The sequence below is a fragment of the Pseudomonas agarici genome (assembly GCF_900109755.1).
GTDB lineage: Bacteria > Pseudomonadota > Gammaproteobacteria > Pseudomonadales > Pseudomonadaceae > Aquipseudomonas > Aquipseudomonas agarici.
Map to the genome: position 1 here is coordinate 29,032 of NZ_FOAR01000012.1, position 23,975 is coordinate 53,006.

Sequence of the window (23,975 nt, forward strand, 5' to 3'; positions counted from 1 at the left end):
GTGACGTCCGAGGTGAAGGCCGGGAAATGATCCTCAAGCGATAAAGGATCGACAGCTATGCCGCGATGCTGCCGATGATACTGATTCGATGTGAAATTTCGGTTCTTTTTGCTGTCTTGACGCTGAACAGACGCTCGGTGATTGGCGCATGGCCTCAAGGGGGGCGCACCAAGAGAGATCCCTTCAGTCCCCGATCACCCATTTACCCCTCGCCAACGGGCCCAGGGTTATCCGGCAATGATCAAGGCGTTGGAACGCTGGCTTTGTGAGGTTAAAAGCCCTGACAGAGTCGAAAGTGGTATCGGCATGATAACGGCGCGGCGAAAACAAAAACGCCGACAGGCTGTCGGCGTTTCATCGTTCAGTTCGACGAGCTGTCGATCATTGGTCCGACAGTGCGTTCTTCGCCAGGATCGCGTTGGCCAGGTCCATGTCGCTAGCTTTCAGGTCTGGATGATCGGCGCGCACTTTCTGCATGGCCGCTTCCAGGTAGGGGCCGCGAATATTGCCCTCGCTGGCAACAAAGCTGCCGGCATCATCCTGGGCCGCGACGATCAGCTTGTGGTCCTTGAAGGTCAGGTAGGTCGAGCCGGTGGTTGCACCGGATGAAATGACGTTGCGCCAGAAACCATCAGCCATGGCCGAACCAACGGGAAGGGACAGCAACGCGAGGGTGGCGACAGCATATTTGAGACGCATGGTGGTGATTCCACTTGGGGATATATGAACGTTGGATTGCGATTATCGAGGTAGAGTTCCATTGGCCCTATTCAACGGGTTCAACCTGCAGGATCGTGCCATTCTGCCCGATCACCCGAACCCGCGCACCGACTGCGGCGTCCGGGCCGGTCACCATCCATACGCTATCGCCAACCTTGATCTTGCCGCGTCTGTTGCTGATCGCCGCATGTACCACGAAGGTCTTGCCGATCAGATCATGCCCACGTTCGTTGAGACCCGGCTGGTCGCTGATGCTGGCGGCGCTACGCTGGCGTTTCCACCAGTACACCGCCGTCAGCACCGACAGCAGGCCAAACAGCAGGAATTGCAGTGTCCACGCCAGGCCAGGAATCACGAAGGTCAGCACGCCGACCGCCGCTGCGGCAATGCCCACCCACAGCAGGTAACCGCCGGCGCCGAACACTTCGAGTATCAACAAGATCGTGCCAAGGGCCAGCCAGTCCCAAAAGGACAGGTGTTGCAGGAAATCCCACATGGCAGTGCCTCAGGCCTTTTTGCCGTCGAAAGTGGCCTTGACGATTTCGCCGATGCCACCCACTGCGCCGATGACCTGGCTGGCTTCGAGCGGCATCAGGATCACTTTACTGTTGTTGGCCGAAGCCAGCTTGCCGAGGGCATCGATGTATTTCTGCGCGACGAAATAGTTCACCGCTTGCACATTGCCGTTGGCAATTGCCTCGGACACCACTTGAGTGGCGCGGGCCTCGGCCTCGGCTTCCCGTTCGCGCGCCTCGGATTCGAGGAAGGCGGCCTGTCGATTACCTTCGGCTTCGAGGATCTGCGCCTGCTTCTTGCCTTCGGCGGTCAGGATCGCCGAAGCCCGCAGGCCTTCGGCCTCAAGAATCTGCGCACGCTTGACCCGCTCGGCCTTCATCTGGCCGGACATCGCCGCCATCAGGTCAGCGGGCGGGCTGATGTCCTTGATTTCGATCCGGGTGATCTTGATACCCCACGGCGCGGTGGCTTCATCGACGGTGCGCAGCAGTTTCTCGTTGATGGTGTCGCGCTGGCCGAGCATGGCATCGAGTTCCATGGAGCCGAGCACGGTGCGGATGTTGGTCTGTAGCAGGTTACGGATGGCGTGTTCGAGATTGTTCACTTCGTAGGCCGCCTGGGCCGTATTGACCACCTGGAAGAAACACACCGCGTCGATCTGTACCGTCGCGTTGTCGGCGGTGATGACTTCCTGAGGCGGGATATCGAGCACGCTTTCCATCACGTTGATCTTGCGCCCGATGCGGTCCATGACCGGGACGATGATGTTCAGGCCGGGCTTGAGGGTAGTGGTGTAGCGCCCGAAGCGCTCCACCGTCCACTGATAGCCCTGAGGCACGACCTTGAAGCCCATGAAGACGACGGCGATGGCCAAGCCGACGAAAAGTAGAAGTACGCTACCGATTTGCATGACGGTTCCCTGTACAAGTGTTTGTCGAGAAGATGTGCTTCCTATAAGTGTAACGGGCTGCTGCGAGATAAGAAGTGTTTACTTTGTGATCAGGCATGTCCTGGTGGCGTCCGCCTGGAAACGGACGCACCCGGTTATTTCTGTTCGCTCTGCGGCGTCACTCGCAATACTTCCTCGATGGTAGTCAGCCCCGCCGCGACCTTCTGCGCACCGGACAGGCGCAAGCTGCGCATGCCTTCCATGAACGCCTGGCGGCGCACCGCCAGCAGGTCGGTATCGGCGTGGATCAGCGCTTTCACGCTGTCGCTGAGCAGCATGATCTCGTAGACCCCGGCCCGCCCGCGATAGCCGGTATCGCGACATTCCGGGCAGCCAATCGCCCGCTGCGCGCCGGTGGGCATCGGTGCCTGCCAAGGCTTGGTCAAGGTCTGCCAGTCTTCTTCGGACAGGCTCTGTGGGGCCTTACAGTGCGAGCAAAGGGTACGCACCAGGCGTTGGGCCATTACCCCGAGTACCGTGGCCTTGATCAGGTAATGCGGCACGCCCAGCTCCAACAGACGACTGATGGCGCTCGGCGCGTCGTTGGTGTGCAGGGTCGAGAGCACCAGGTGCCCGGTCAGCGCCGCTTGGATCGCCATCTCGGCGGTTTCCAGGTCGCGGATCTCGCCGATCATGATGATGTCCGGATCCTGGCGCATCAGGGCGCGCACGCCGCTGGCGAAAGTCAGGTCGATATTGTGCTGGACCTGCATCTGGTTGAAGGAAGGTTCGACCATCTCGATCGGGTCTTCGATGGTGCACAGATTGACCTCCGGGGTCGCCAGCTTTTTCAGCGTGGTGTACAGCGTGGTGGTTTTGCCCGAACCGGTGGGCCCGGTCACCAGGACGATACCGTTGGGTTGGCGCGTCATGTCCTGCCAGCGGCGCAAGTCTTCGGCGGCAAACCCGAGTTGGTCGAAATCCTTGAGCAGCACTTCCGGATCGAAGATGCGCATGACCATCTTTTCGCCGAACGCAGTCGGCAGGGTCGACAGACGCAATTCCACTTCGCCGCCGTCCGGGGTCTTGGTCTTCACCCGCCCGTCCTGGGGTTTGCGTTTTTCCGCGACATTCATCCGGCCCAGGCTCTTGAGGCGGCTGACAATCGCCATGGTCACCTGGGGCGGGAACTGATAGACATTGTGCAGCACACCGTCGATGCGAAAGCGCACTGTGCCCTGCTCGCGTCGCGGTTCGATATGGATATCGCTGGCCCGTTGCTGGAAAGCGTACTGGAACAGCCAGTCGACGATATTGACGATATGCGCGTCGTTGGCGTCCGGCTCCTGGTCGCTGGCGCCGAGGTTCAGCAGTTGCTCGAAATTGCCCAGGTTATGGCCTTTCTGGTCGACCGTGTTGGCGCCGCTGACCGATTTCGCCAGACGGAAGAACTCCACCGTGTAGCGCTGGATATCCACCGGGTTGGCCACCACCCGTTTGATCGGCAGCTTGAGCACATGGCTCAGGTCGGCTTCCCAGCTCTTGACATGGGGCTGGGCGCTGGCGATGGTCACGCCGTCGCGATCCACCGAGACGGCGAGGATCTTGTGGCGTTGGGCAAAGGCATAGGACATCAGCGGCATGATTGCGGCGACATTGATCTTCAGTGGATCGATGCGCAGGTAGGGCTGGTCGACCTGTTGCGCCAGCCACAAGGTCAGGCTCTCGAGGTCCAGCGGCTTGCCGGGTCGGCTCAGGTCGGGAAGGCGCTGGCGGGCAATGAACTCCAACGGGTGCAGTTGGCTGTTGCGCGAATTGCGCCGGGTGGTCAGGGCACGCTCGGCGGAGTCCTGGCTGATAAAACCCTGGGCGAGCAATTCGCGCAGCAACTCGTTGAGATCCAGCCAGCGGTCCTGGGAAAGTGGGGCGACGGGCATGCGGGCTTCCTATTCAGGCGGTCTTGCAACCATTGATTCAGACGTAATCCCTGTCTGACCCTGGATTGCAAAGAATAGTCGCGAGGCAGCCTGACGTTTGGTCCAATAACCAGGCAAAGATTGCAATTTCTTTCCGTGTGCAGCGAGTAGCCGGTTAGTTCGTTAGCTCAAGTTTGACTGCCAGAAGTCCATGGTCTGGGCGCTGTGACGAGCTTTAGCCCACTATGGCGAGAAACGGCGGGGCTGGCGGTGCCGAAATCGACTCGTAGAGCTAGCCATACAGGCCGCCCGCGACCCGCCATCTGCGGCGTCTGTCGTGGGCGCTTGCGGTCGGCTGCGATTGCGATCAGGTTGCGCACTGTTTCGCTGAGCATCGCTCGCAAAGTTACAGGCGCAACAAGGTCTTCCAGGCCCGGCTCTGGAAGACCGTCAGTGCCTGTTGGACCCGCGCCTCCAGCACTTCTTCGCTGATATCCCATTGCGCCAGTTGCGCCAGCTTGTTCAGTTCGCCGAACAGGCGGTCCAGGTCCGGCAGCTCCAGCACGCCACGGGCCAGGTGCAGCCAGACCTGGATTCGCTCGATACGCGGCAGTTGCTCGGCGAGGTCTTCCGGCTGCTGCTGGTAGCGTGCCAGTTGCAACGAAGTGGCTTCCTCGGCCAGCAGGCGCGCCAGCCAGTTCTGCAACTGCGCCGCGCCCTGGCGGTCGCCACGGGTGGTGCGTCCAACCGCCCAACTGCGGGCCAGTAACCAGCGCGAGGTATTCAGGGAGAACAGGCCCCAGCGCACATCTTGCAGTTCTTCGAGGAATTGTTCCGGTGCGGCCTTGCGCACGTCTTCGTCTTCCGCGCCGGCGTTGAGCAACGGGCGCCAGTCTTCCAGCAGGGCATCCAGGGCGCTGCGCAGCTCGCTGGTCGATTGCCGTGGCGCGGCCTGGCCGAGGCTGCCGATCAGGGCGCGCAACTCGATCAGTTGAGCGACCCAATCCTGCAACAGGCGCCAGTGGCCGTTGAAACGGTACTGTTCGGCCAGCCGCTGGCTGCTGCCGAGCAAATGCCAACCCAGTGCGGCGAAGGCGTCGTCCAGCGCCATCTCGGCGGTCAGTTGTGGGGCTGGCAGGCTCAGGGAATAGCTGTTGGCGTCAAACAGGCGATAGCCGCGCTCGGCCTTGCTGATATCGCAAGGCATCAGCGCCAGCTTCTCGGCCAACTCGGCGGCCAGTTCCAGCAAGGCGCTGGGTTCGCCTTCGCGCAACTCCAGCTCCAGCTCGCAGATTTCTTCCTTCTGCTGGCCGGCGACCACGAGGCCGAGGTCCAACGCCGCTTCGATCACTACCTTGGACTTGCCGCGACCCCAGGCGATTTCAGCGCGTTCGCGAATGAAATCAGTGGTGAAGATCGGTTTCAGGGTTTTCTTGTCCAATTCGGCGAGTGCCGTTGGCCAGCACTCGCCGTCGAGCTTCTGCACATCGAGCTTGGCCTTGGGCAGATGCCAGTCGTACTCGTGGCGCTCCGACAGGCCGGCGACGCTTTGACCACGAGTCTTGAGGGTCTGGATCACCGCCTCACCGTCACGGCGCAGGCGCAGCGCGACCTTGGCCTTGGCCAGGTCGCGCTCGGGAGTGTCGAAATATTGATTGGTCAGCTCATGACGTTCCCAGCCGCTTTTGTTGCGTTTCTTCAGCAGCGGGTGCTCGCGCAGGGCGCTGAGGGTTTCGCGGCTGACGCGGAGTTTGATTTCGGTTTCTTTCTGCATGGCCGGAGAATCCAGGATCGGGAGCGCAGCCGGGGAAAAGGGTGGCTGCCTAGGCCGTGCAGTGTACAGGACAAGCGGACGGTCCGCGTCGCGGCGGTTTATTCCAGGCGTTGGATAGCTCTATGATGGGGCTCGTCTTGGAGTCCGGGAGTCAGCGTAATGCCTTTGCCGTCGATGAAAGATCAATTCGCTGCCCTGATCGCGACTCCGTCAGTCAGTTGTACCCAGCCCAATCTGGACCAGAGCAATCGACCGGTGATCGACCTGCTGGCGGGATGGCTGGGCGACCTGGGCTTCAACTGCGATATCCAGCCGGTCAGTCCTGGCAAATTCAACCTGCTGGCCAGCTTCGGTAGCGGTCCCGGTGGCCTGGTGCTGGCCGGGCACAGTGACACCGTGCCGTTCGACGAGGCGCTCTGGCAGACCGACCCACTGAAGCTGAGCGAAGTCGACGGGCACTGGATCGGCCTGGGCAGTTGCGATATGAAGGGCTTTTTTGCCCTGGTCATTGAAGCGCTCCAACCGTTGCTCGACCAGCCGTTCAAGCAGCCGCTGCTGATTCTGGCCACTTGCGACGAAGAAAGCTCGATGTCCGGAGCCCGGGCGTTGGCCGAGGCCGGGCGACCGCTGGGGCGCGCGGCGGTGATCGGCGAGCCGACGGGGCTCAAGCCGATTCGCCTGCACAAAGGGGTGATGATGGAGCGCATCGATATCCTCGGACGCAGTGGCCATTCCTCGGATCCGAGCCTCGGGCACAGCGCCCTCGAAGCCATGCATGACGCGATTGGGGCACTCAAGGGCCTGCGCGGGCAGTGGCAGCGCGAGTACAACAATCCGCAGTTCAGCGTGCCCCAGCCGACCCTGAACTTCGGGTGCATCCATGGCGGCGATAACCCCAATCGCATCTGTGGGCAATGCTCCCTGGAGTTCGATCTGCGGCCGCTGCCCGGTATGGACCCGGGAGTGCTGCGCGCGGCGATCCGCGCCAAGCTCGAACCCCTGGCGCAACTGCACCAGGTCAGAATCGACTATGCACCGCTGTTTCCCGCGGTGCCGCCCTTCGAACAGGTGGCGGATGTCGAACTGGTGCGTATCGCCGAAAAACTCACGGGCCATCGTGCCCAAGCAGTGGCGTTCGGCACCGAAGCGCCTTATCTTCAGCGCCTTGGCTGCGAGACCCTGGTGCTCGGTCCCGGTGATATCGCTTGTGCGCATCAGCCGGGGGAATACCTTGAAATGTCACGTTTGCAGCCTACCGTAGCGTTACTGCGTGAACTGATTGAACATTATTGCTTGAGCCCGGCCTCGACCTTGCGTTAAATGCCAGGCCAAACCATCGGTTACTGATAAGGAGAGTTCGCGTGTCGCCAAGCCTGTTCCGACGATAACCAACAGCCCGTCGTGCGTTTTCATGTTGCGCCCACTTTTCATTGGCTGTTTTTTATACAGGTTCAGGTCATGCCCGAATACGTTAACTGGCTCCGCCATGCATCTCCCTATATCAATGCCCACCGCGATTGCACCTTTGTCGTCATGCTGCCCGGCGACGGTGTCGAGCATCCCAACTTCGGCAATATCGTCCATGACCTGGTGCTGCTGCACAGCCTGGGTGTGCGTCTGGTATTGGTCCACGGTTCGCGTCCGCAGATCGAAAGCCGCCTGGCCGCCCGTGGCCTGACCCCGCATTACCATCACGGCATGCGCATTACCGATGCTGCCACTCTGGAATGTGTGATCGACGCGGTCGGCTATCTGCGGATCGCCATTGAAGCGCGGCTGTCCATGGACATGGCGGCCTCGCCGATGCAGGGCTCGCGATTGCGGGTCGCCGGTGGCAACCTGGTGACGGCCCGGCCGATTGGCGTACTGGAAGGTGTCGACTATCACCACACCGGCGAAGTGCGCCGAATCGACCGCCGAGGCATCAACCGTCTGCTGGACGAGCGCTCCATCGTGTTGCTGTCGCCGCTGGGCTATTCGCCGACCGGAGAAATCTTCAATCTTGCCTGCGAAGACGTCGCGACCCGTGCCGCCATCGACCTTGGGGCGGAAAAACTCCTGCTGTTCGGCGCCGATCACGGCCTGATCGATGAACATGGCCGGTTGGTCCGCGAGTTGCGCCCACAACAGGTGCCGGCGCACTTGCAGCGTTTGGGCAGCGATTACCAGGCCGAGTTGCTCGATGCGGCAGCCGAGGCCTGCCGTGGAGGCGTGGCCCGCAGCCATATCGTCAGTTATGCCGAAGACGGCGCGCTGCTGACCGAACTGTTCACCCGCGACGGTGGCGGTACATTGGTGGCCCAGGAGCAATTCGAACGGGTGCGCGAGGCGGCGATCGAAGACGTCGGAGGCCTGCTCGACCTGATCAGCCCGCTGGAAGAGCAGGGTATTCTGGTGCGGCGTTCGCGCGAAGTGCTGGAGCGCGAGATCGAGCAGTTCAGCGTGGTCGAGCGTGAAGGGATGATCATCGCCTGTGCCGCGCTGTACCAGATTGCCGATTCGGATGCCGGTGAGCTGGCGTGCCTGGCAGTGAACCCGGAGTACCGGCATGGCGGACGCGGGGACGAATTGTTGGCACGTATCGAGACCCGGGCACGGGTTCAGGGGCTGAAGACCTTGTTTGTCCTGACGACCCGTACTGCCCACTGGTTCCGTGAGCGCGGGTTTGTACCGAGCAGCGTCGAGCGGCTGCCGAGCGCGCGGGCGTCGCTGTACAACTATCAGCGTAATTCGAAGATCTTCGAAAAAGCCCTCTAACGGCGCACACTTGTGGCGAGCGGGCAGGCCCGCTCGCCACAGATCAATGACTGATCGACAGAATGCTCGCCTGGTATGCCCCCACGAACACGTCGAAATCGCCCACTTCGTTCTGCTCGAGCGCCAGTTGCCGGACCAGCGACTGGCGCGCGCTGTCTTCGAAGGCGGCCTGTTCTTCCTTGGACAGCGGCTGGCTGCGGAAATACTCGGCATGGGTCAGGCTCTGGCGCATGGAGAACTGGGCAAAGCTTTCCTTGTGCTGGGTCATGCTCGCCAGCACCTGGGCCGACGGCGTCAGAGACGAGTCCCTGACCTTGGCCAGTTGCTCGTCCAAGGCCTTGCTGTAACCTTCGCCACCACGGCTCTGGTCCAGTAACGCCGACAGCGGGGCAATCTGTTCAAGCAATTCGGTGGCCCATTCCTTCATGTCCACCGCCTGGCCATGGCGCAGCAATTGCAAGCCTGGACGTCGACCTTCCTTCACTACGGTGAGGAAGTTCGAGGCAGCATTATGACATTCGTCGTTTTCGAGCAGTGGGCTGTCGTTCAGTGCGCAATACAGCAGGAATGCATCGAGGAAGCGCGCTTCGGCCACGTCGATGCCGGTGGGCAGGAACGGATTGATGTCCAGGCAGCGTGCCTCGACATACTGCACGCCACGGGCCATTAGCGCCTGGATTGGCCGCTCGCCGGTGTAGGTCACGCGTTTGGGGCGGATGTTGGAGTAGTACTCGTTTTCGATCTGCAGGATATTGGTGTTGAGCTGGACCCACTCACCGTCCTTGTGTGTGCCGATCTCGACATACGGCACATAGGGTGTCGCCACCGCCTTGCGCAAGCTGTCGATGTAGCTGTTCAGATCGTTGTAGCAGGGCGTCAGGCCGGCTTGGGCGTTGCTCTGGTAACCCAGGTCGCTCATGCGCAGGCTGGTGGCGTAGGGCAGGTACAGCGTGTCGGCGTCGAACTGTTCCAACGAATGTGCGCGGCCCCGCAAGAAACCCGCGTCCAGGGCTGGCGAAGCACCGAACAGGTACATCAGCAGCCAGCTGTAGCGGCGAAAGTTGCGGATCAGCGCGATATAGGCCTGTGACTGATAGTCGCGGTCCGTGCCGACGAAACCTTCAGCTTGCTTGAGCACCGGCCAAAGTTTTTCCGGCAGCGAAAAGTTGTAATGGATCCCGGCAATGCACTGCATGGTCTTGCCGTAGCGCAGCGCCAGGCCCTGACGGTACACATACTTGAGCTTGCCGATATTCGAGGTGCCGTAGTAGGCGATCGGAATATCTTCCTCGGCCGGCAGCGGGCAGGGCATCGACGGGCTCCACAGGTACTCGTTGCCGAGTTTGCTGTAGGCAAAACGATGGATCTTGTCCAGGCTGTCCAGGCTGTCGGCCGGGTCGGACAGGGCCGGAGTGATGAACTCCAGCAGCGACTCGGAGTAGTCCGTGGTGATTTGCTCGTTGGTCAGTGCAGCACCCAGCTCTTCCGGATGCGGTGTCTGCGCCAGGCGGGCAACGCCGGTGACGCGCAGGCATTCGCGCTCGATGCCGTGCAGGCACTGTTCGAGCAGGGAGAGGTGGGCGCGTTCGCCGAGCAGAGCCAGGCGGCGGTTGAGAAGTTCGCTCAAGTTGGATTCCTTCACGCGTCAGTCGCCTCAATATGGGGGTGGGCCAGACGGTCTACAAGGGTGAAGTTGAGAACAGGCGTTGTTGGCAGATAACTGTCAGAAAACGCCGATACTTGGTCCCTCAGTCGAGCACAATGTCGACGGAAAATTCCGGCACCGCATTCGCAGTGTCGAAATTAACCCAAATAGAGACGGGACAGCTAGAGAACAGCGAACGTACCTTGTGCCTTGGCGACGAGTTTGTCGCCTTGGCGTACCTCGGCCTCGACCACCAGGGTGCGGCGACCGGGATGGATGACCGTAGCGATGCACAGCACATCGCCGTCTGCCACTGCCCGCATGTAGTTGATCTTGCATTCGATGGTCACGCTACGCTGGTCGAAGCCATGGGTCGCCGAACAGGCCAGACCCATGGTGATGTCCACCAGGCTGAACAGTGCGCCGCCATGCAGGACATTGCCGCGATTGCGCAGTTGTGGTGTCAGCGACAGGGCCACTTGCGCAACGCCGGTGTCGAGGCGTTGCAGGCGGCAACCGATCAGTTCGCTAAAGGCACTTTGGGTGAGACCGTCGGGGATTTCCATCAGCGTTTCTTCAACTGTTTGGCATTGGCGAATAGCGAGGCCATGGCATTGTTGCTCGGTGCCGGGGCTGCGGTTTCCTTGCGCGGCGCGTGGCTTTGCGACTGGCGCGGGGCCGAGCCCGGACGCGAGCCACGGGCGCCGTCGATCTTCTCGCCTGGGGTGTCGCTCATGCGCATCGACAGGCCGACGCGTTTGCGCGGGATATCGACCTCCATGACTTTCACCTTGACCACGTCACCGGCTTTCACTGCCTCGCGCGGGTCCTTGATGAACTTCTCGGACAACGCCGAAATGTGCACCAGACCGTCCTGGTGGACGCCGATATCGACGAAGGCCCCGAAATTGGTCACGTTGGTCACCACGCCTTCGAGGATCATCCCCAGTTCGAGATCCTTGAGATCCTCGACACCGTCCTGGAACTCGGCGGTCTTGAATTCGGGGCGTGGATCGCGACCCGGCTTCTCCAGTTCCTGGAGAATATCGGTGACGGTGGGCAGGCCGAAAGTCTCGTCGGTGAACTTCTTGGGGTCCAGGCGCTTGAGGAAGCTGGCGTCGCCGATCAACGAGCGGATATCACGGTCGGTCTCGGCGGCGATGCGCTGGACCAGCGGATAGGCTTCGGGGTGCACCGCGGACGAGTCCAGCGGATTGTCGCCGTTCATCACGCGCAGAAAGCCTGCGGCCTGCTCGAAGGTTTTCTCGCCCAGGCGCGCCACTTTCTTCAGCGCGATACGGGTCTTGAAGGCACCGTTCTCGTCGCGATGGTTGACGATGTTCTGCGCCAGGGTCGCGTTCAGACCGGAGATTCGCGCCAGCAGCGCCACGGAGGCAGTATTCACGTCGACGCCGACGGCGTTTACGCAGTCTTCCACCACGGCATCCAGGCCACGCGCCAGCTTCAGTTGCGACACATCGTGTTGATACTGACCGACACCGATGGATTTCGGATCGATCTTCACCAGTTCGGCCAGTGGGTCTTGCAGGCGGCGGGCGATGGAGACCGCACCACGGATCGAGACATCGAGGTCGGGGAATTCCTTGGCGGCCAGTTCGGACGCCGAGTACACCGAAGCGCCCGCCTCGGAAACCATGACCTTGGTCATCTTCATGGCTGGGTATTTCTTGATCAGTTCGGCGGCCAGTTTGTCGGTTTCGCGGCTGGCGGTGCCGTTGCCGATGGCGATCAGGTCCACCGAGTGTTTGGCGCACAGCGCGGCGAGGACGGCCAGGGTCTGGTCCCACTTGTTGTGCGGTACGTGCGGGTAGACCGTGGCGTGGTCCAGCAACTTTCCGGTGGTATCCACCACGGCGACTTTGCAGCCGGTACGCAGGCCTGGGTCGAGGCCGAGGGTCGCGCGCGGGCCGGCCGGGGCGGCCAGCAGCAAATCATGCAGGTTGTGGGCGAAGACGTTGATCGCCTCGGTTTCCGCGCTGTCGCGCAGCTCGCCCAGCAGGTCGGTTTCCAGATGGGTGTAGAGCTTGACCTTCCAGGTCCAGCGCACCACTTCGCCCAGCCATTTATCGGCGGCACGGTTCTGGTTCTGAATGCCGAACTGTTGGCCGATCATGCCTTCGCACGGGTGCAGGGTGCCGGGCAGCTCGTCGCCGACTTTCAGCGACGAGCTGAGTATGCCTTCGTTGCGGCCACGAAAGATCGCCAGAGCGCGGTGCGACGGCATGCTTTTCAACGGTTCGTCGTGTTCGAAGTAGTCGCGAAACTTGGCGCCTTCTTCTTCCTTGCCGGCGATCACACGGGCACTGAGGGTGGCCTCCTGCTTGAGATAGTTGCGCAGCTTGTCCAGCAGGTTGGCGTCTTCGGCGAAGCGTTCCATCAGGATGTACTTGGCACCTTCGAGGGCCGCCTTGGTGTCGGCGACGCCTTTTTCCGCATTGACGAAGCGCGTGGCTTCGTTTTCCGGGGGCAGCGACGGATCGTTGAACAGGCTGTCCGCCAGCTCGCCGAGGCCGGCTTCCAGGGCGATCTGGCCCTTGGTGCGACGCTTCTGTTTATAGGGTAGGTACAAGTCTTCGAGGCGGGTTTTGGTGTCGGCGAGCTTGATGTCGCGGGCGAGCGCAGGGGTCAGCTTGCCTTGTTCCTCGATGCTGGCAAGGATGCTGATGCGCCGTTCATCGAGTTCTCGCAGGTAGCGCAGGCGTTCTTCCAGGTGCCGCAACTGGGTGTCATCCAGGCTGCCGGTCACTTCTTTTCGGTAGCGGGCGATGAAGGGGACGGTAGAACCTTCATCCAGTAGAGCGACGGCCGCTTCGACCTGTTGTGGGCGTACACCGAGTTCTTCGGCGATGCGGCTGTTGATGCTGTCCATAAAACCACCTGACAAAGTATGAAATCAGGCACGCCGGGCCTCGGGGCTTGTCGGGCGAGCCTGGTTTGGGATCAAAAGGCGCACCTTGTGACCCGTAAAATCAGCACATTGTTGTGAGCCTGTGAAAAAAAGATGGCATCCAACAGCAATGATCAGACGTTGCCTGACGCAGAAGGCGGGGCATTATAACCAGCGTTCCGAGCTTGAGGGGGATTGTGCGTGCATAGACATAAAACAACGTTTGCTGGTAGTCGAGGAAAAATCTGCTAACAATGCACCAGATACGCATAGCGGTCGCTGGCCCCATAATGCGCGCCGAGATCAAAGGAGCAACCCATGAGCAGCACTGCACAAACTGCTGAAGGCGAAAAAATTCTCATCGTGGATGACGATCCGGGGCTGAGTAGCCTGCTGGAGCGTTTTTTCACCAGCAAGGGCTATCGTGCCCGCGCGGTGGCCAACACCGAGCAAATGGACCGTCTGCTGGCGCGTGAAGTGTTCAATCTGGTGGTCCTCGACCTGATGTTACCTGGCGAAGACGGCTTGACGGCCTGCCGTCGCCTGCGCGCGGCGAACAACCAGGTGCCGATCATCATGCTGACCGCCAAGGGCGACGAACTGAGCCGGATCAAGGGCCTGGAACTGGGCGCCGACGATTACCTGGCCAAGCCGTTCAATCCCGACGAACTGATGGCGCGGGTCAAGGCCGTGTTGCGGCGTCAGGCGGCGCCGGTTCCGGGCGCTCCGGGCAGCGAGGACGAGAGTGTCACCTTCGGCGATTATGAACTGTCCCTTGCCACCCGCGAACTCAAACGGGGCGAGGAGGTGCACATGCTCACCACCGGCGAATTCGCCGTGCTCAAGGCCCTGGTGATGCATGCCCGCGAGCCGCTGACCCGCGACAAGCTGATGAACCTGGCCCGAGGACGGGAATGGGATGCACTGGAACGCTCCATCGACGTGCAGATTTCCCGTCTGCGCCGTATGATCGAACCGGATCCGTCGAAGCCGCGCTATATCCAGACCGTCTGGGGCGTGGGTTACGTGTTCGTGCCGGATGGCGCCGCAACCAAGTGACCGGTGATTTGTAGAAGCGCGTTGCCTGGGCAAGTCGCGATCCGCAATTGTGCGAGCCTGGCTGCTCGCTCCTGCAAAGTATGTAGCGGCAGTCTATGAAAACCCCTCTCTGGTTTCCCCAAAGCTTCTTCTCGCGCACCCTTTGGCTGGTGCTCATCGTGGTGTTGTTCTCCAAGGCGCTGACCCTGGTGTACCTGCTGATGAACGAGGACGTTCTGGTGGATCGCCAGTACAGCCACGGCGTGGCCCTGACTCTGCGGGCCTACTGGGCTGCGGATGAGGGTGACCGTGACAAGATCGCCGATGCGGCCGGCCTGATCCGTGTGGTCAGTGGTGGCGTGCCGGAAGGCGAGCAGCACTGGCCGTACAGTGAAATCTACCAGCGCCAGATGCAGGCCGAACTGGGTGTCGATACCGAGGTGCGCTTGCGCATGCATGCGCCGCCCGCCTTGTGGGTGCGGGCGCCGAGCCTGGGCGCTGGCTGGTTGAAGGTGCCGCTGTACCCGCATCCGCTGCGCGGGCAGAAGATCTGGAGTGTGCTGGGCTGGTTCCTGGCTATCGGCCTGCTGTCCACGGCGTCGGCCTGGATCTTCGTCAGCCAGCTCAACCAACCACTCAAACGCCTGGTCTTTGCTGCTCGGCAACTGGGCCAGGGGCGCAGCGTGCGCTTGCCCATCAGTGACACACCGAGCGAAATGACCGAGGTATACAGTGCCTTCAATCAAATGGCCGAGGACGTCGAGCAGGCGGGGCGTGAACGGGAACTGATGCTGGCCGGGGTTTCCCACGACCTGCGCACGCCGTTGACACGCTTGCGTTTGTCCCTGGAGTTGATGGGCGGCCACAGCGACCTCAGCGAAGACATGGTGCGCGATATCGAGGACATGGATGCCATCCTCGATCAGTTCCTCGCGTTCATCCGCGACGGGCGCGACGAGTCGGTGGAAGCAGTGGATCTCAGCGATCTCGTGCGCGAGGTGGTGACGCCCTATAATCAGAATGAGGAACGGGTGCGCATGCGCCTGCAGCCGATCCAGCCCTTCCCCCTGCGGCGGGTATCGATGAAGCGACTGTTGAACAACCTGATCGGCAACGCCCTCAACCATGCTCGAGAAGGCGTGGAAGTGGCAGCTTATGTGTCAGGAGACATCAGTGCGCCCTACGTGGTGTTGAGTGTCATGGACCGCGGCGCGGGTATCGACCCGGCCGAGTTGGAAGGGATCTTCAATCCGTTCACCCGAGGCGACAAGGCCCGTGGCGGTAAGGGCACTGGCCTGGGTCTGGCGATCGTCAAGCGGATCGCGTCGATGCATGGCGGCAATGTCGAGCTGCGCAACCGTTCCGGTGGAGGCCTGGAGGCGCGGGTTCGCCTGCCGTTGGGATTGATGCTGCCGCGCGATGCGGTCTAGCGGCCTGTAGGGTGAGTTCGTCAGCTCAAGTACGGATGCCAGAAGTTCATGGCCAAGGCGCTGTGACGAGTCATAGCGGACTATGGCGAGGAACAGCAACGCCGGCCAGGGGCTTGTGGCGCCGAAATTGACTCATGGAACTCACCACACAGGCCACTAGCCTGGCGGGATAACCGCGCATCGCGTGACTGAAAAGATGATCAGCCCTTGCCCTTGGTTCGGGTCATGTTCGGTCCGCCATTTTTCTCGAGGTGTTGAATGATCATTCCCGCCACGTCCTTGCCGGTGGTGACTTCGATGCCTTCCAGGCCTGGTGACGAGTTCACCTCCAGCACCAGCGGCCCGTGATTGGAGCGCAGGATATCCACGCCGGCCACGCTCAGGCCCATTACCTTGGCCGCCCGTATCGCGGTCATGCGCTCTTGCGGTGTGATCTTGATCAGGCTGGCGCTGCCGCCACGGTGCAGGTTAGAGCGGAACTCACCGGGCTTGGCCTGGCGCTTCATCGCCGCAATCACCTTGTCGCCGACCACGAAGCAGCGAATATCCGCACCGCCGGCTTCCTTGATGTATTCCTGAACCATGATGTTCTGCTTCAAACCCATGAAGGCTTCGATCACCGACTCTGCCGCCGTCGCCGTTTCGCACAGCACTACGCCGATACCCTGGGTGCCTTCCAGCACCTTGATCACCAGCGGGGCACCATTGACCATCTCGATCAGATCGGGGATATCGTCGGGCGAGTGAGCGAAACCGGTGACCGGCAAGCCGATTCCGCGGCGCGACAACAACTGCAGCGAGCGCAACTTGTCCCGTGAACGGGCAATCGCCACCGATTCGTTGAGTGGAAACACCCCCATCATTTCGAATTGGCGCAGCACCGCGCAACCATAGAAAGTCACCGAGGCGCCGATCCGCGGGATCACCGCATCGAAGCCTTCCAGTGGCTTGCCGCGATAGTGGATCTGCGGCTTGTGACTGGCGATGTTCATATAGGCGCGCAGGGTATCGATCACTACCATTTCATGGCCACGTTGGCTTCCGGCCTCGACCAGGCGACGAGTGGAATACAGACGCGGGTTACGCGACAGCACGGCGATCTTCATGCAACACCTGTGACAGAGGTAATAGTGACCGGGAAAGCCGGCTTGTCTTGAACGTATTTTTGGCCCGGATTGACCACCAACTGGCCGTCGATCAGGGCTTTGGAACCGAGCAACAGGCGATAACGCATGGCCTTGCGGCAGGCGAGGGTAAACTGCACTTGCCACACCCGGTCGCCCAGGGCCAGGGTGGTGGCGATCACATAGCGCACCTGGGCGTGACCGTTGGAGCTTTTAATGGTCTTCATCGCCAGCAACGGTGCCTCGCAGCGCCGGTGGCGCAATTGCACCACGCTGCCCAAGTGGGCGGTGAAACGCACCCATTTCGCCCCGTCGCGCTCGAATGGTTCGATCTCGGTGGCATGCAGGCTGGAAGTACTGGCACCCGTGTCGATCTTCGCCCGTAGGCCCGAGACTCCCAGGTCCGGGAGCGCCACCCACTCGCGTAGACCGACAACAGCTAAATGGTCAAATGTCTTCAAAATGCTCAACCAGTGAGAGGTCCGCTCTGGCCGTGGAGGCAGCCATAATCGCGGTATTCACGCAGAATAATGGGTAAATGGCGACAGATATTTGTGTGACTTGTTTCAGGTCGTGAAATCAGCCCTGATATCCAGCATTTTAGCCGGGGACATTCAGCTTCGATGGCAGGGGTAGTACAGTTCAGTAATATTTCAGTTTGAGGAATCCCCGTGGCGCAGAAACCGGAAGCGGACGACAAGGTTCGGCTCGACAAGTGGTTATGGGCAGCGCGCTTCTACAAGACCCGAGCCTTGGCCAAGGAGGCGATCGAAAGCGGCAAGGTGCATTGTCGTGGCGAGCGCTGCAAGCCGTCCAAAGAGCCGCATGTGGGCGATGAGTTGCTGATTCGCGTCGGCTTCGAGGAGCGTACCGTGGTGGTGCGGGCGCTGTCGGTGGTGCGGCGTGGCGCGCCAGAGGCGCAAGCGCTCTACGCCGAAACCGAAGCCAGCATCGTCCGGCGCGAAGCCGCCGCGGCCCAGCGCAAGGCCGGCGCCCTGGGGCTGACCACCGATGGCAAGCCGACCAAGAAGCAGCGACGGGATCTGTTCAAGTTCCGCGGCAGCGGCGCCGACTGATCACCGCTCTTGCGCTGTAGGCTAAGGGACGGCATGTCCTTGACTAGCCGACATTTGCCCCCATGTTGCTTGGTTCGAACCCTGTTTGTTCATAAAATGCTCATATTTCCTGAGCCGAACACTCTTATTCCTACTTCTAGAATTGAACCTTATGTCAGATCTACCGGACACCGATTACACTCAGCGCTTCATCTTCGATGACAGCGACACCCGTGGCGAACTGGTGTCTCTGGAGCGCAGCTACGCCGAAGTCCTGGCCAAACACCCCTATCCCGAACCGGTTGCCCAGTTGCTCGGCGAACTGATGGCCGCTGCCGCCCTGCTGGTCGGCACCTTGAAGTTCGATGGCCTGCTGATTCTCCAGGCCCGTTCCGAAGGCGCGGTACCGCTGCTGATGGTCGAGTGTTCCAGCGAGCGCGAAATCCGTGGTCTGGCACGCTACGAAGCGGACCAGGTCGCCCCTGGCGCCAGCCTGGCCGACCTGATGCCCAATGGCGTCCTGGCCCTGACCGTCGACCCGATCCAGGGCCAGCGCTACCAGGGTATCGTCGACCTCGACGGCGCGACCTTGTCGGAGTGCTTCACCAACTACTTCGTCATGTCCCAACAGGTCGGCACCCGCTTCTGGCTCAACGCCGACGGCCAGCGTGCCCGTGGCCTGCTGTTGCAGCAATTGCCGGCCGACCGCCTCAAGGACGAAGAAGAGCGCGCCGCCAGTTGGCAGCACATCACCGCCCTGGCCACCACCCTGACCGCCGAAGAACTGCTCGGCCTCGACAATGAAACCGTGCTGCATCGCCTCTACCACGAAGAAGCGGTGCGCCTGTTCGACATTCAGCCGCTGAGCTTCCGCTGCAGTTGCTCGCGCGAGCGCTCGGGCACCGCACTGGTCAGCCTGGGGCTGGAAGATGCCCAGGAGCTGGTGATCGAGCGCGGCGGTGTGGTGGAGATCGATTGCCAGTTTTGCAACCAGCGTTATCTGTTCGATGCAGCCGATATTGCCCAGTTGTTTGCCGGCGCTGGGGTCGACACCCCGTCAGATACTCGTCACTAAAACGCTTCAGCACAGATAAGTTCCCTGTCAAACGCCGGAAAATAGGCGTTCTGACAGGAGGACCCTACTCTTTTTGGGCTTTTCTGGCATAATCCCGCCCACTTTTTTCGCGGTAGTAGTGCATGACTTTCTACTACAAAACGTTTGGAGCACTCGGCCACTGGCCGACGGGGAATCTCATGACGCAAGCAAACAATGCCGTGTACACCGATCTGAGTGTCGATGATCTGGTCAAGGAAGCCCTGGCTCGCGGTGAAGGCGAACTCGCCGATACCGGCGCGCTGGTCGTGCGGACCGGTCACCGCACCGGTCGTTCGCCGGTAGACCGTTTCATCGTAGAAGAGCCTTCCACCCAGGACGCCATTGCCTGGGGCCCGATCAACCGCAAGTTCCCAGCCGACAAGTTCGACGCCCTGTGGAACCGTGTCACAGCCTTTATCGGCGAGCGCGAGCGTTTTGTTTCCCACGTGCATGTAGGTTCCGACCCTGCGCACTACCTGCCGGTCAAGATGACCACCGGTACCGCCTGGCACAACCTGTTCGGTCGTTGCCTGTTCATCAACCCTGAAGCGGGCCAGTACAACGCCGGTGGCAAGGATGAGTGGCAGATCCTCAACGTTCCAGGTTTCGAGTGCGTGCCAGAGCGTGATGGCACTCACTCCGACGGCACCGTGATCATCAACTTCGCGGCCAAGAAAGTCCTGATCGCCGGCATGCGTTACGCCGGTGAGATGAAAAAAGCCCTGTTCTCGGTGCAGAACTTCCTGCTGCCGGCTGCTGACGTGCTGCCGATGCACTGCGCGGCCAACATGGGCGAAGAGGGCGACGTGACCTTGTTCTTCGGTCTGTCGGGCACCGGCAAGACCACCCTGTCGGCTGATGAAAGCCGCTACCTGATCGGCGACGACGAACACGGCTGGGGCGTGGGCGTGGTGTTCAACATCGAAGGTGGTTGCTATGCCAAGTGCATCGACCTGTCGGAGAAGAACGAGCCGGTAATCTGGAAAGCCATCCAGCATGGCGCCGTGCTGGAAAACGTCGTGCTCGATGCCAACAAGAAGGCCGACTACGCCGACGACAGCCTGACCCAGAACAGCCGTGCGGCCTACCCGCGTGAACTGATCGAAAAACGTGCGCCGAAAAACCTCGGTGGCGAGCCGAACGCCGTGATCTTCCTGACCTGCGATCTGACTGGCGTACTGCCACCGGTGTCGATCCTCAGCGAAGAACAGGCCGCTTACCACTTCCTGTCCGGCTACACCGCACTGGTGGGCTCGACTGAAATGGGGTCGGGCGCCGGCATCAAATCGACCTTCTCCACCTGCTTCGGCGCACCGTTCTTCCCACGTCCGGCTGGCGAATACGCGGAGCTGCTGATCAAGCGCATCCGTGGTTTCGGCTCCAAGGTCTATCTGGTCAACACTGGCTGGACCGGTGGTGGCTACGGTGTGGGCAAGCGTTTCAATATTCCGACCACCCGTAGCGTGATTGCCGCTATCCAGAGCGGCGCGCTGATCGGCGTTGAAACCGAGCATCTGGACACCATCAACCTGGACGTGCCGTTGGCTGTACCGGGCGTCGAGACCGGCTTGTTGAACCCTCGCAACACCTGGGCGGACAAAGCCGCCTATGACGAAGCGGCGAAAGCGCTGGCCGGTCTGTTTATCGAGAACTTCAAGAAGTTCGACGTAAGCGACGCAATCAAGATGGCGGGTCCGAAGCTGTAAGCATCGCTTGCTTGACTGGTTGAAGAGAAAGCCGCCTTCGGGCGGCTTTTTAGTCGGGGCGCACGACCGCGACAACAGTTAAGTACCGATGAGATCACTCAAGCTTATCGACTGCAAGCATCCGTTAGCCAATCACGAAAGGCTACGATCTTTGCTGAATTTCTCTGCGTATGTCGATAGCAGAGAAAGTGCATTTCATGCATCACAGAAGTGCAATCTTCAACGAGATATCTGACTAGCCTGCCATCCGCCAGTTCTTGCTCAGAGAAACGCACACTTTCAAGCGCGAGGCCCAGGCCATCGACAGCGGCGGCCAAGGCCAGCGCACCCCGGTCAAATGAAGGGCGATGCATGATTTCGGGCGGAGACCGTCCATGCCGACGAAAGAAGTCTTGCCAGGAAAGCGGGTTGAGTTGCGATTCTATCAGTGGAATGGAGTCCAGCTCGCTGAAACTGATTTCCATTCTGCCGCCCAGTAGCAGTGGCGCCCCTAGCGGGCAACACTCTTCTAATCCCAAACTTTGCACGCAGGTATCGGAGCTTTTTAGCGCCGTCCCATAGGCAATCACCATGTCCAATTCAGGGTGCCTGTGCAAATCTATGGGTGCGGCACTGGATGAGAGCTGAAGTGTGAATTGGGGGTATTTGCCGAAAAAATCGGTCAGCCGTGGTCCGAGCCATTTGCTGGCAAAACTGGGAGAGCAATGGACGGACAGCTTCTCCGTTTCGGCAAAAGGTCGAAGTTCAGTGCAGATCTGATCGACCGCATCAAAAGCCGGCTTGATGACATTGAATAATCGCTGGCCCTGATTGTTGAGTTCCAAATGCCGACTGTGACGGATGAAAAGAGCAAAACCGAAAAAGTTTTCCAAGCTTTTGATTTGGTGACTGACAGCAGATGGAGTCTGGTGCAGCTCAGCGGCTGCAACGCTGAAATTACCGTGTCGCGCAGCAGCTTCAAACGCTCTCAGTGCTACCAGACTGGGTCGGTTACTCATTATTGTTATCCTGTGAAATTATTTCACAGCACAGTGAAATAGCATCGTTTGTCGCCGTTTGCAAGGTTTGTGAAGGTACAACCTCAATCGAACTACGAAGGTTGCCCCTATGAATATCAGCGTTAAACCTGCGGATAACACACTCACTAAATCCAACAACAGAATCTCTATTTATCAGCCCGAGCAAGAGGGCTTGATCTATCCGCAAGTGCCTGAATTCGAAACCCATGCCGAGCAACGCAGGCATTTGAAAGAGCGTCTGGTAGCCGCCTGCCGCGCTTTTGCCCTGCAAGGCTTTGACTATGGTTTTGCGGGTCACCTGACGGTTCGAGACCCCGAGGTTCCGGAGTTGTACTGGACTAATCCGATGTGCGTCCACTTCTCGCAGGTCAAGGTGTCAAACCTGATTCTGGCCGACCACAGTGGCAAAATTGTCGAAGGCGACTATGCCATCAACCGCGCCGGTTTCGTGCTGCATGCCAATGTCCACGAGGCTCACCCGCACATCGTTGCGATGTGTCATGCCCATACCGTTCATGGCGGTGCCTGGGCCAGCACCGGCTTGCCTTTGGAGCCTATCACTCAGGATGCCGCGGCTTTTTTTGAGGATCAGTTGGTGATTACCGCCGAGGCTGGTGCCGTCGCGGTCAAGACCGATTCGGGCAAATCCATCGCCTCGCTGTTCGGCAAACACAAAGCCATCTTGCATCAAAACCACGGCCTACTCACGGCGAGCAGTCACAGCATCGAAAGCGCCGCATTTTGGTTTATCGCGCTTGAGCGTTGTTGCCAGCAGCAACTGATGGTTGCGGCGACAGGTATCAAGCCAAAACTAGTGACTGACGAGCGCGCTCGCTTCAGTCGCGAAAACGTCGGCAGCGATTACATCGGCTGGCTGCACTTCCAACCTATCTGGGGGCAACTGCTGCAAACCCAGCCAGACATGCTGGATTGAAAGAATGCTTGATGTGAGTTTTCGATAAAACACGACACCTCTTGCGAGGCTTCAATACTGGGCAAGGGGTGAGACGCGAGCCTTATAAATTTAACAATGCTTGGAGGCGTCCTCATGACTACCATTGCCGAACGTGCTCAGCCACTGACAGGAACACTGATTAATGCGCAAGACCTGGTTTATAGAAAGGTGATGCTGCGACTCATTCCGTTCTTGTTTCTCTGCTATGTATGCTCCTACCTCAACCGTATCAATGTAAGTTTTGCCAAGCTACAAATGGCTCAACACCTGGCCTGGAGCGATGCCGTTTATGGCCTCGGCGCCGGCATGTTTTTTATTGGCTACTTTGCCTTTGAAATTCCAAGCAATATCATCATGTATAAGGTAGGAGCCCGACGCTGGCTCGCCAGGATCATGGTGACTTGGGGTGTGATCTCCGCAGCCATGATGTTCGTCAGCACACCCACACAGTTCTACGTCATGCGTTTTTTACTGGGAGTAGCTGAAGCCGGATTCTTCCCAGCTATTCTGCTTTACATCTCCCAATGGTTCCCTTCATCCAGGGGCGCCAAAGTCACTGCGCTGTTCATGGCGGCGATTCCAATGTCCGGTGTAATAGGTGCGCCGCTTTCCGGTTGGATCATGCATTCCCTGAGCGGAGTACAGAACCTCGCTGGCTGGCAGTGGCTGTTCATACTGGAAGGGCTGCCGACCATTATCGTCGGCGTCTTTGCCTACTTTTATCTGACGGATAGAATTGAAGACGCACGTTGGTTAGACGAAGAGGAGAAGAAGGTTCTCAGCCACAATATCAACAAGGAATCTAGCGGCAAACCTCTTCATCGGATGATGGACGGACTCAAAGACCCCAAGATATGGCTGTTGAGCTTTATCTATCTGTTCTTCACCATGGGGCTGTATGGCGTCAGTTTCTGGCTTCCCACGCTTATTCAGGCCTCCGGCGTCACCGATTCAATGCATTTGGGACTGCTGACCGCGATCCCCTATGCGTGCGCGGTGGTCAGCATGATACTGGTAGGCAGGAGTTCGGATCGTTTGAAAGAGCGCCGCTGGCACCTCGCTGTACCTGGAGTACTCGCGGCGGTGGGTTTCCTGATCAGTGCCGCGTTCCAATCAGATATCCTGATCAGCCTTCCCGCGTTGTGTCTGGCGACAATGGGCGTAATGACCACGATCTCGCAGTTCTGGACATTACCGCCTGCTATCCTGACCGGCGCCGCCGCTGCTACAGGCATTGCATTGGCTAACTCCATAGGGAGTGCCTCGGGCTTTATCAGTCCCTTTATCATGGGCACAATCAACGCGGCGACACACAACACCAGCGCGGGAATCATTATGCTCTCCGTCGTGTTGGTCGGCGGCTGCCTGCTGGTGTTCCTGGTGCCGAAAAAACTGCTCACTTACAAATAGTCGCCAGAAGCCCTCTT

The 23,975-nt window shown here is 59.9% G+C and carries 20 protein-coding genes; 9 read left to right on the plus strand and 11 right to left on the minus strand.

The annotated features are described in order from the left end of the window. Positions 1–381 precede the first annotated feature (381 nt). From BMX68_RS12885 to BMX68_RS12905, 5 genes are all read right to left on the minus strand, one after another. On the minus strand, positions 382–699 hold the full coding sequence (locus tag BMX68_RS12885; protein WP_017130558.1) for a DUF2388 domain-containing protein: 318 nt from the start codon (positions 697–699) through the stop codon (positions 382–384). Positions 700–766: 67 nt separating this feature from the next. Continuing rightward, a complete protein-coding gene (locus BMX68_RS12890) occupies positions 767–1,216 on the minus strand; it encodes an NfeD family protein (protein WP_017130557.1) in 450 nt (149 codons plus the stop codon). Positions 1,217–1,225: 9 nt separating this feature from the next. Beyond that, positions 1,226–2,146, minus strand: a complete 921-nt coding sequence (locus BMX68_RS12895; RefSeq protein WP_017130556.1) for an SPFH domain-containing protein — start codon at positions 2,144–2,146, stop codon at positions 1,226–1,228. Positions 2,147–2,280: 134 nt separating this feature from the next. Next, positions 2,281–4,062, minus strand: a complete 1,782-nt coding sequence (tfpB, locus tag BMX68_RS12900; protein WP_017130555.1) for a type IV pilus assembly ATPase TfpB — start codon at positions 4,060–4,062, stop codon at positions 2,281–2,283. A gap of 385 nt (positions 4,063–4,447) precedes the next feature. Further along, on the minus strand, positions 4,448–5,815 hold the full coding sequence (locus tag BMX68_RS12905; RefSeq protein ID WP_017130554.1) for a CYTH domain-containing protein: 1,368 nt from the start codon (positions 5,813–5,815) through the stop codon (positions 4,448–4,450). A gap of 159 nt (positions 5,816–5,974) precedes the next feature. On the opposite strand from BMX68_RS12905, the gene argE reads away from it, so the two are divergent. Both argE and argA read left to right on the plus strand, forming a co-directional pair. Next, entirely contained in the window at positions 5,975–7,135 is a 1,161-nt protein-coding gene (argE, locus tag BMX68_RS12910) for an acetylornithine deacetylase (protein WP_017130553.1), read from the plus strand. A 138-nt stretch (positions 7,136–7,273) separates the two neighbouring features. Beyond that, positions 7,274–8,572, plus strand: a complete 1,299-nt coding sequence (gene argA / locus BMX68_RS12915; protein WP_017130552.1) for an amino-acid N-acetyltransferase — start codon at positions 7,274–7,276, stop codon at positions 8,570–8,572. Between the two features lie 43 nt (positions 8,573–8,615). Here argA and gshA read toward each other — a convergent pair whose 3' ends face one another. The 3 genes from gshA to BMX68_RS12930 all read right to left on the minus strand — a co-directional run bounded on the left by gshA (position 8,616) and on the right by BMX68_RS12930 (position 13,107). Beyond that, entirely contained in the window at positions 8,616–10,199 is a 1,584-nt protein-coding gene (gshA, locus tag BMX68_RS12920) for a glutamate--cysteine ligase (protein WP_017130551.1), read from the minus strand. 200 nt (positions 10,200–10,399) lie between these two features. Further along, on the minus strand, positions 10,400–10,783 hold the full coding sequence (locus tag BMX68_RS12925; protein WP_017130550.1) for a PaaI family thioesterase: 384 nt from the start codon (positions 10,781–10,783) through the stop codon (positions 10,400–10,402). Then, on the minus strand, positions 10,783–13,107 hold the full coding sequence (locus tag BMX68_RS12930; protein WP_017130549.1) for a Tex family protein: 2,325 nt from the start codon (positions 13,105–13,107) through the stop codon (positions 10,783–10,785). The genes BMX68_RS12925 and BMX68_RS12930 overlap by 1 nt, the downstream gene beginning before the upstream one ends. 336 nt (positions 13,108–13,443) lie before the next feature. Here BMX68_RS12930 and ompR point away from each other — a divergent pair, with 336 nt between their 5' ends. Together ompR and BMX68_RS12940 are read left to right on the plus strand one after the other, a co-directional pair. After that, positions 13,444–14,184 carry an osmolarity response regulator transcription factor OmpR gene (ompR, locus tag BMX68_RS12935; protein ID WP_017130548.1) on the plus strand — a complete coding sequence of 247 codons (741 nt, stop codon included), beginning with the start codon at positions 13,444–13,446 and terminating at the stop codon, positions 14,182–14,184. Between the two features lie 95 nt (positions 14,185–14,279). Then, on the plus strand, positions 14,280–15,593 hold the full coding sequence (locus BMX68_RS12940) for an ATP-binding protein (protein WP_017130547.1): 1,314 nt from the start codon (positions 14,280–14,282) through the stop codon (positions 15,591–15,593). A gap of 200 nt (positions 15,594–15,793) precedes the next feature. Here the strand turns inward: BMX68_RS12940 and rimK are convergent, their stop codons facing one another. Continuing rightward, positions 15,794–16,699: a 30S ribosomal protein S6--L-glutamate ligase gene (gene rimK, locus BMX68_RS12945; RefSeq protein ID WP_017130546.1), complete on the minus strand. Its 906-nt coding sequence runs from the start codon at positions 16,697–16,699 to the stop codon at positions 15,794–15,796. Next, a complete protein-coding gene (gene rimB, locus BMX68_RS12950) occupies positions 16,696–17,178 on the minus strand; it encodes a retropepsin-like aspartic endopeptidase RimB (protein ID WP_026013027.1) in 483 nt (160 codons plus the stop codon). Before rimB ends, rimK begins: the two co-directional genes overlap by 4 nt. 210 nt (positions 17,179–17,388) lie before the next feature. Here rimB and BMX68_RS12955 point away from each other — a divergent pair, with 210 nt between their 5' ends. The 3 genes from BMX68_RS12955 to BMX68_RS12965 all read left to right on the plus strand — a co-directional run bounded on the left by BMX68_RS12955 (position 17,389) and on the right by BMX68_RS12965 (position 20,574). Next, complete coding sequence (locus tag BMX68_RS12955) at positions 17,389–17,793, plus strand: RNA-binding S4 domain-containing protein (protein ID WP_017130544.1); 405 nt, start codon at positions 17,389–17,391, stop codon at positions 17,791–17,793. Positions 17,794–17,944: 151 nt separating this feature from the next. Next, a complete protein-coding gene (gene hslO, locus BMX68_RS12960; RefSeq protein WP_017130543.1) occupies positions 17,945–18,847 on the plus strand; it encodes an Hsp33 family molecular chaperone HslO in 903 nt (300 codons plus the stop codon). A 179-nt stretch (positions 18,848–19,026) separates the two neighbouring features. Beyond that, positions 19,027–20,574, plus strand: coding sequence for a phosphoenolpyruvate carboxykinase (locus BMX68_RS12965; RefSeq protein ID WP_017130542.1), 1,548 nt, complete (start codon positions 19,027–19,029; stop codon positions 20,572–20,574). 104 nt (positions 20,575–20,678) lie between these two features. On the opposite strand, the gene BMX68_RS12970 is transcribed toward BMX68_RS12965, so the two are convergent. Continuing rightward, on the minus strand, positions 20,679–21,572 hold the full coding sequence (locus BMX68_RS12970; RefSeq protein WP_017130541.1) for a LysR substrate-binding domain-containing protein: 894 nt from the start codon (positions 21,570–21,572) through the stop codon (positions 20,679–20,681). A gap of 109 nt (positions 21,573–21,681) precedes the next feature. On the opposite strand from BMX68_RS12970, the gene BMX68_RS12975 reads away from it, so the two are divergent. Together BMX68_RS12975 and BMX68_RS12980 are read left to right on the plus strand one after the other, a co-directional pair. Continuing rightward, a complete protein-coding gene (locus tag BMX68_RS12975) occupies positions 21,682–22,527 on the plus strand; it encodes a class II aldolase/adducin family protein (RefSeq protein ID WP_017130540.1) in 846 nt (281 codons plus the stop codon). A 114-nt stretch (positions 22,528–22,641) separates the two neighbouring features. After that, on the plus strand, positions 22,642–23,958 hold the full coding sequence (locus BMX68_RS12980) for an MFS transporter (RefSeq protein WP_017130539.1): 1,317 nt from the start codon (positions 22,642–22,644) through the stop codon (positions 23,956–23,958). The last annotated feature ends 17 nt before the right edge of the window (positions 23,959–23,975 follow it).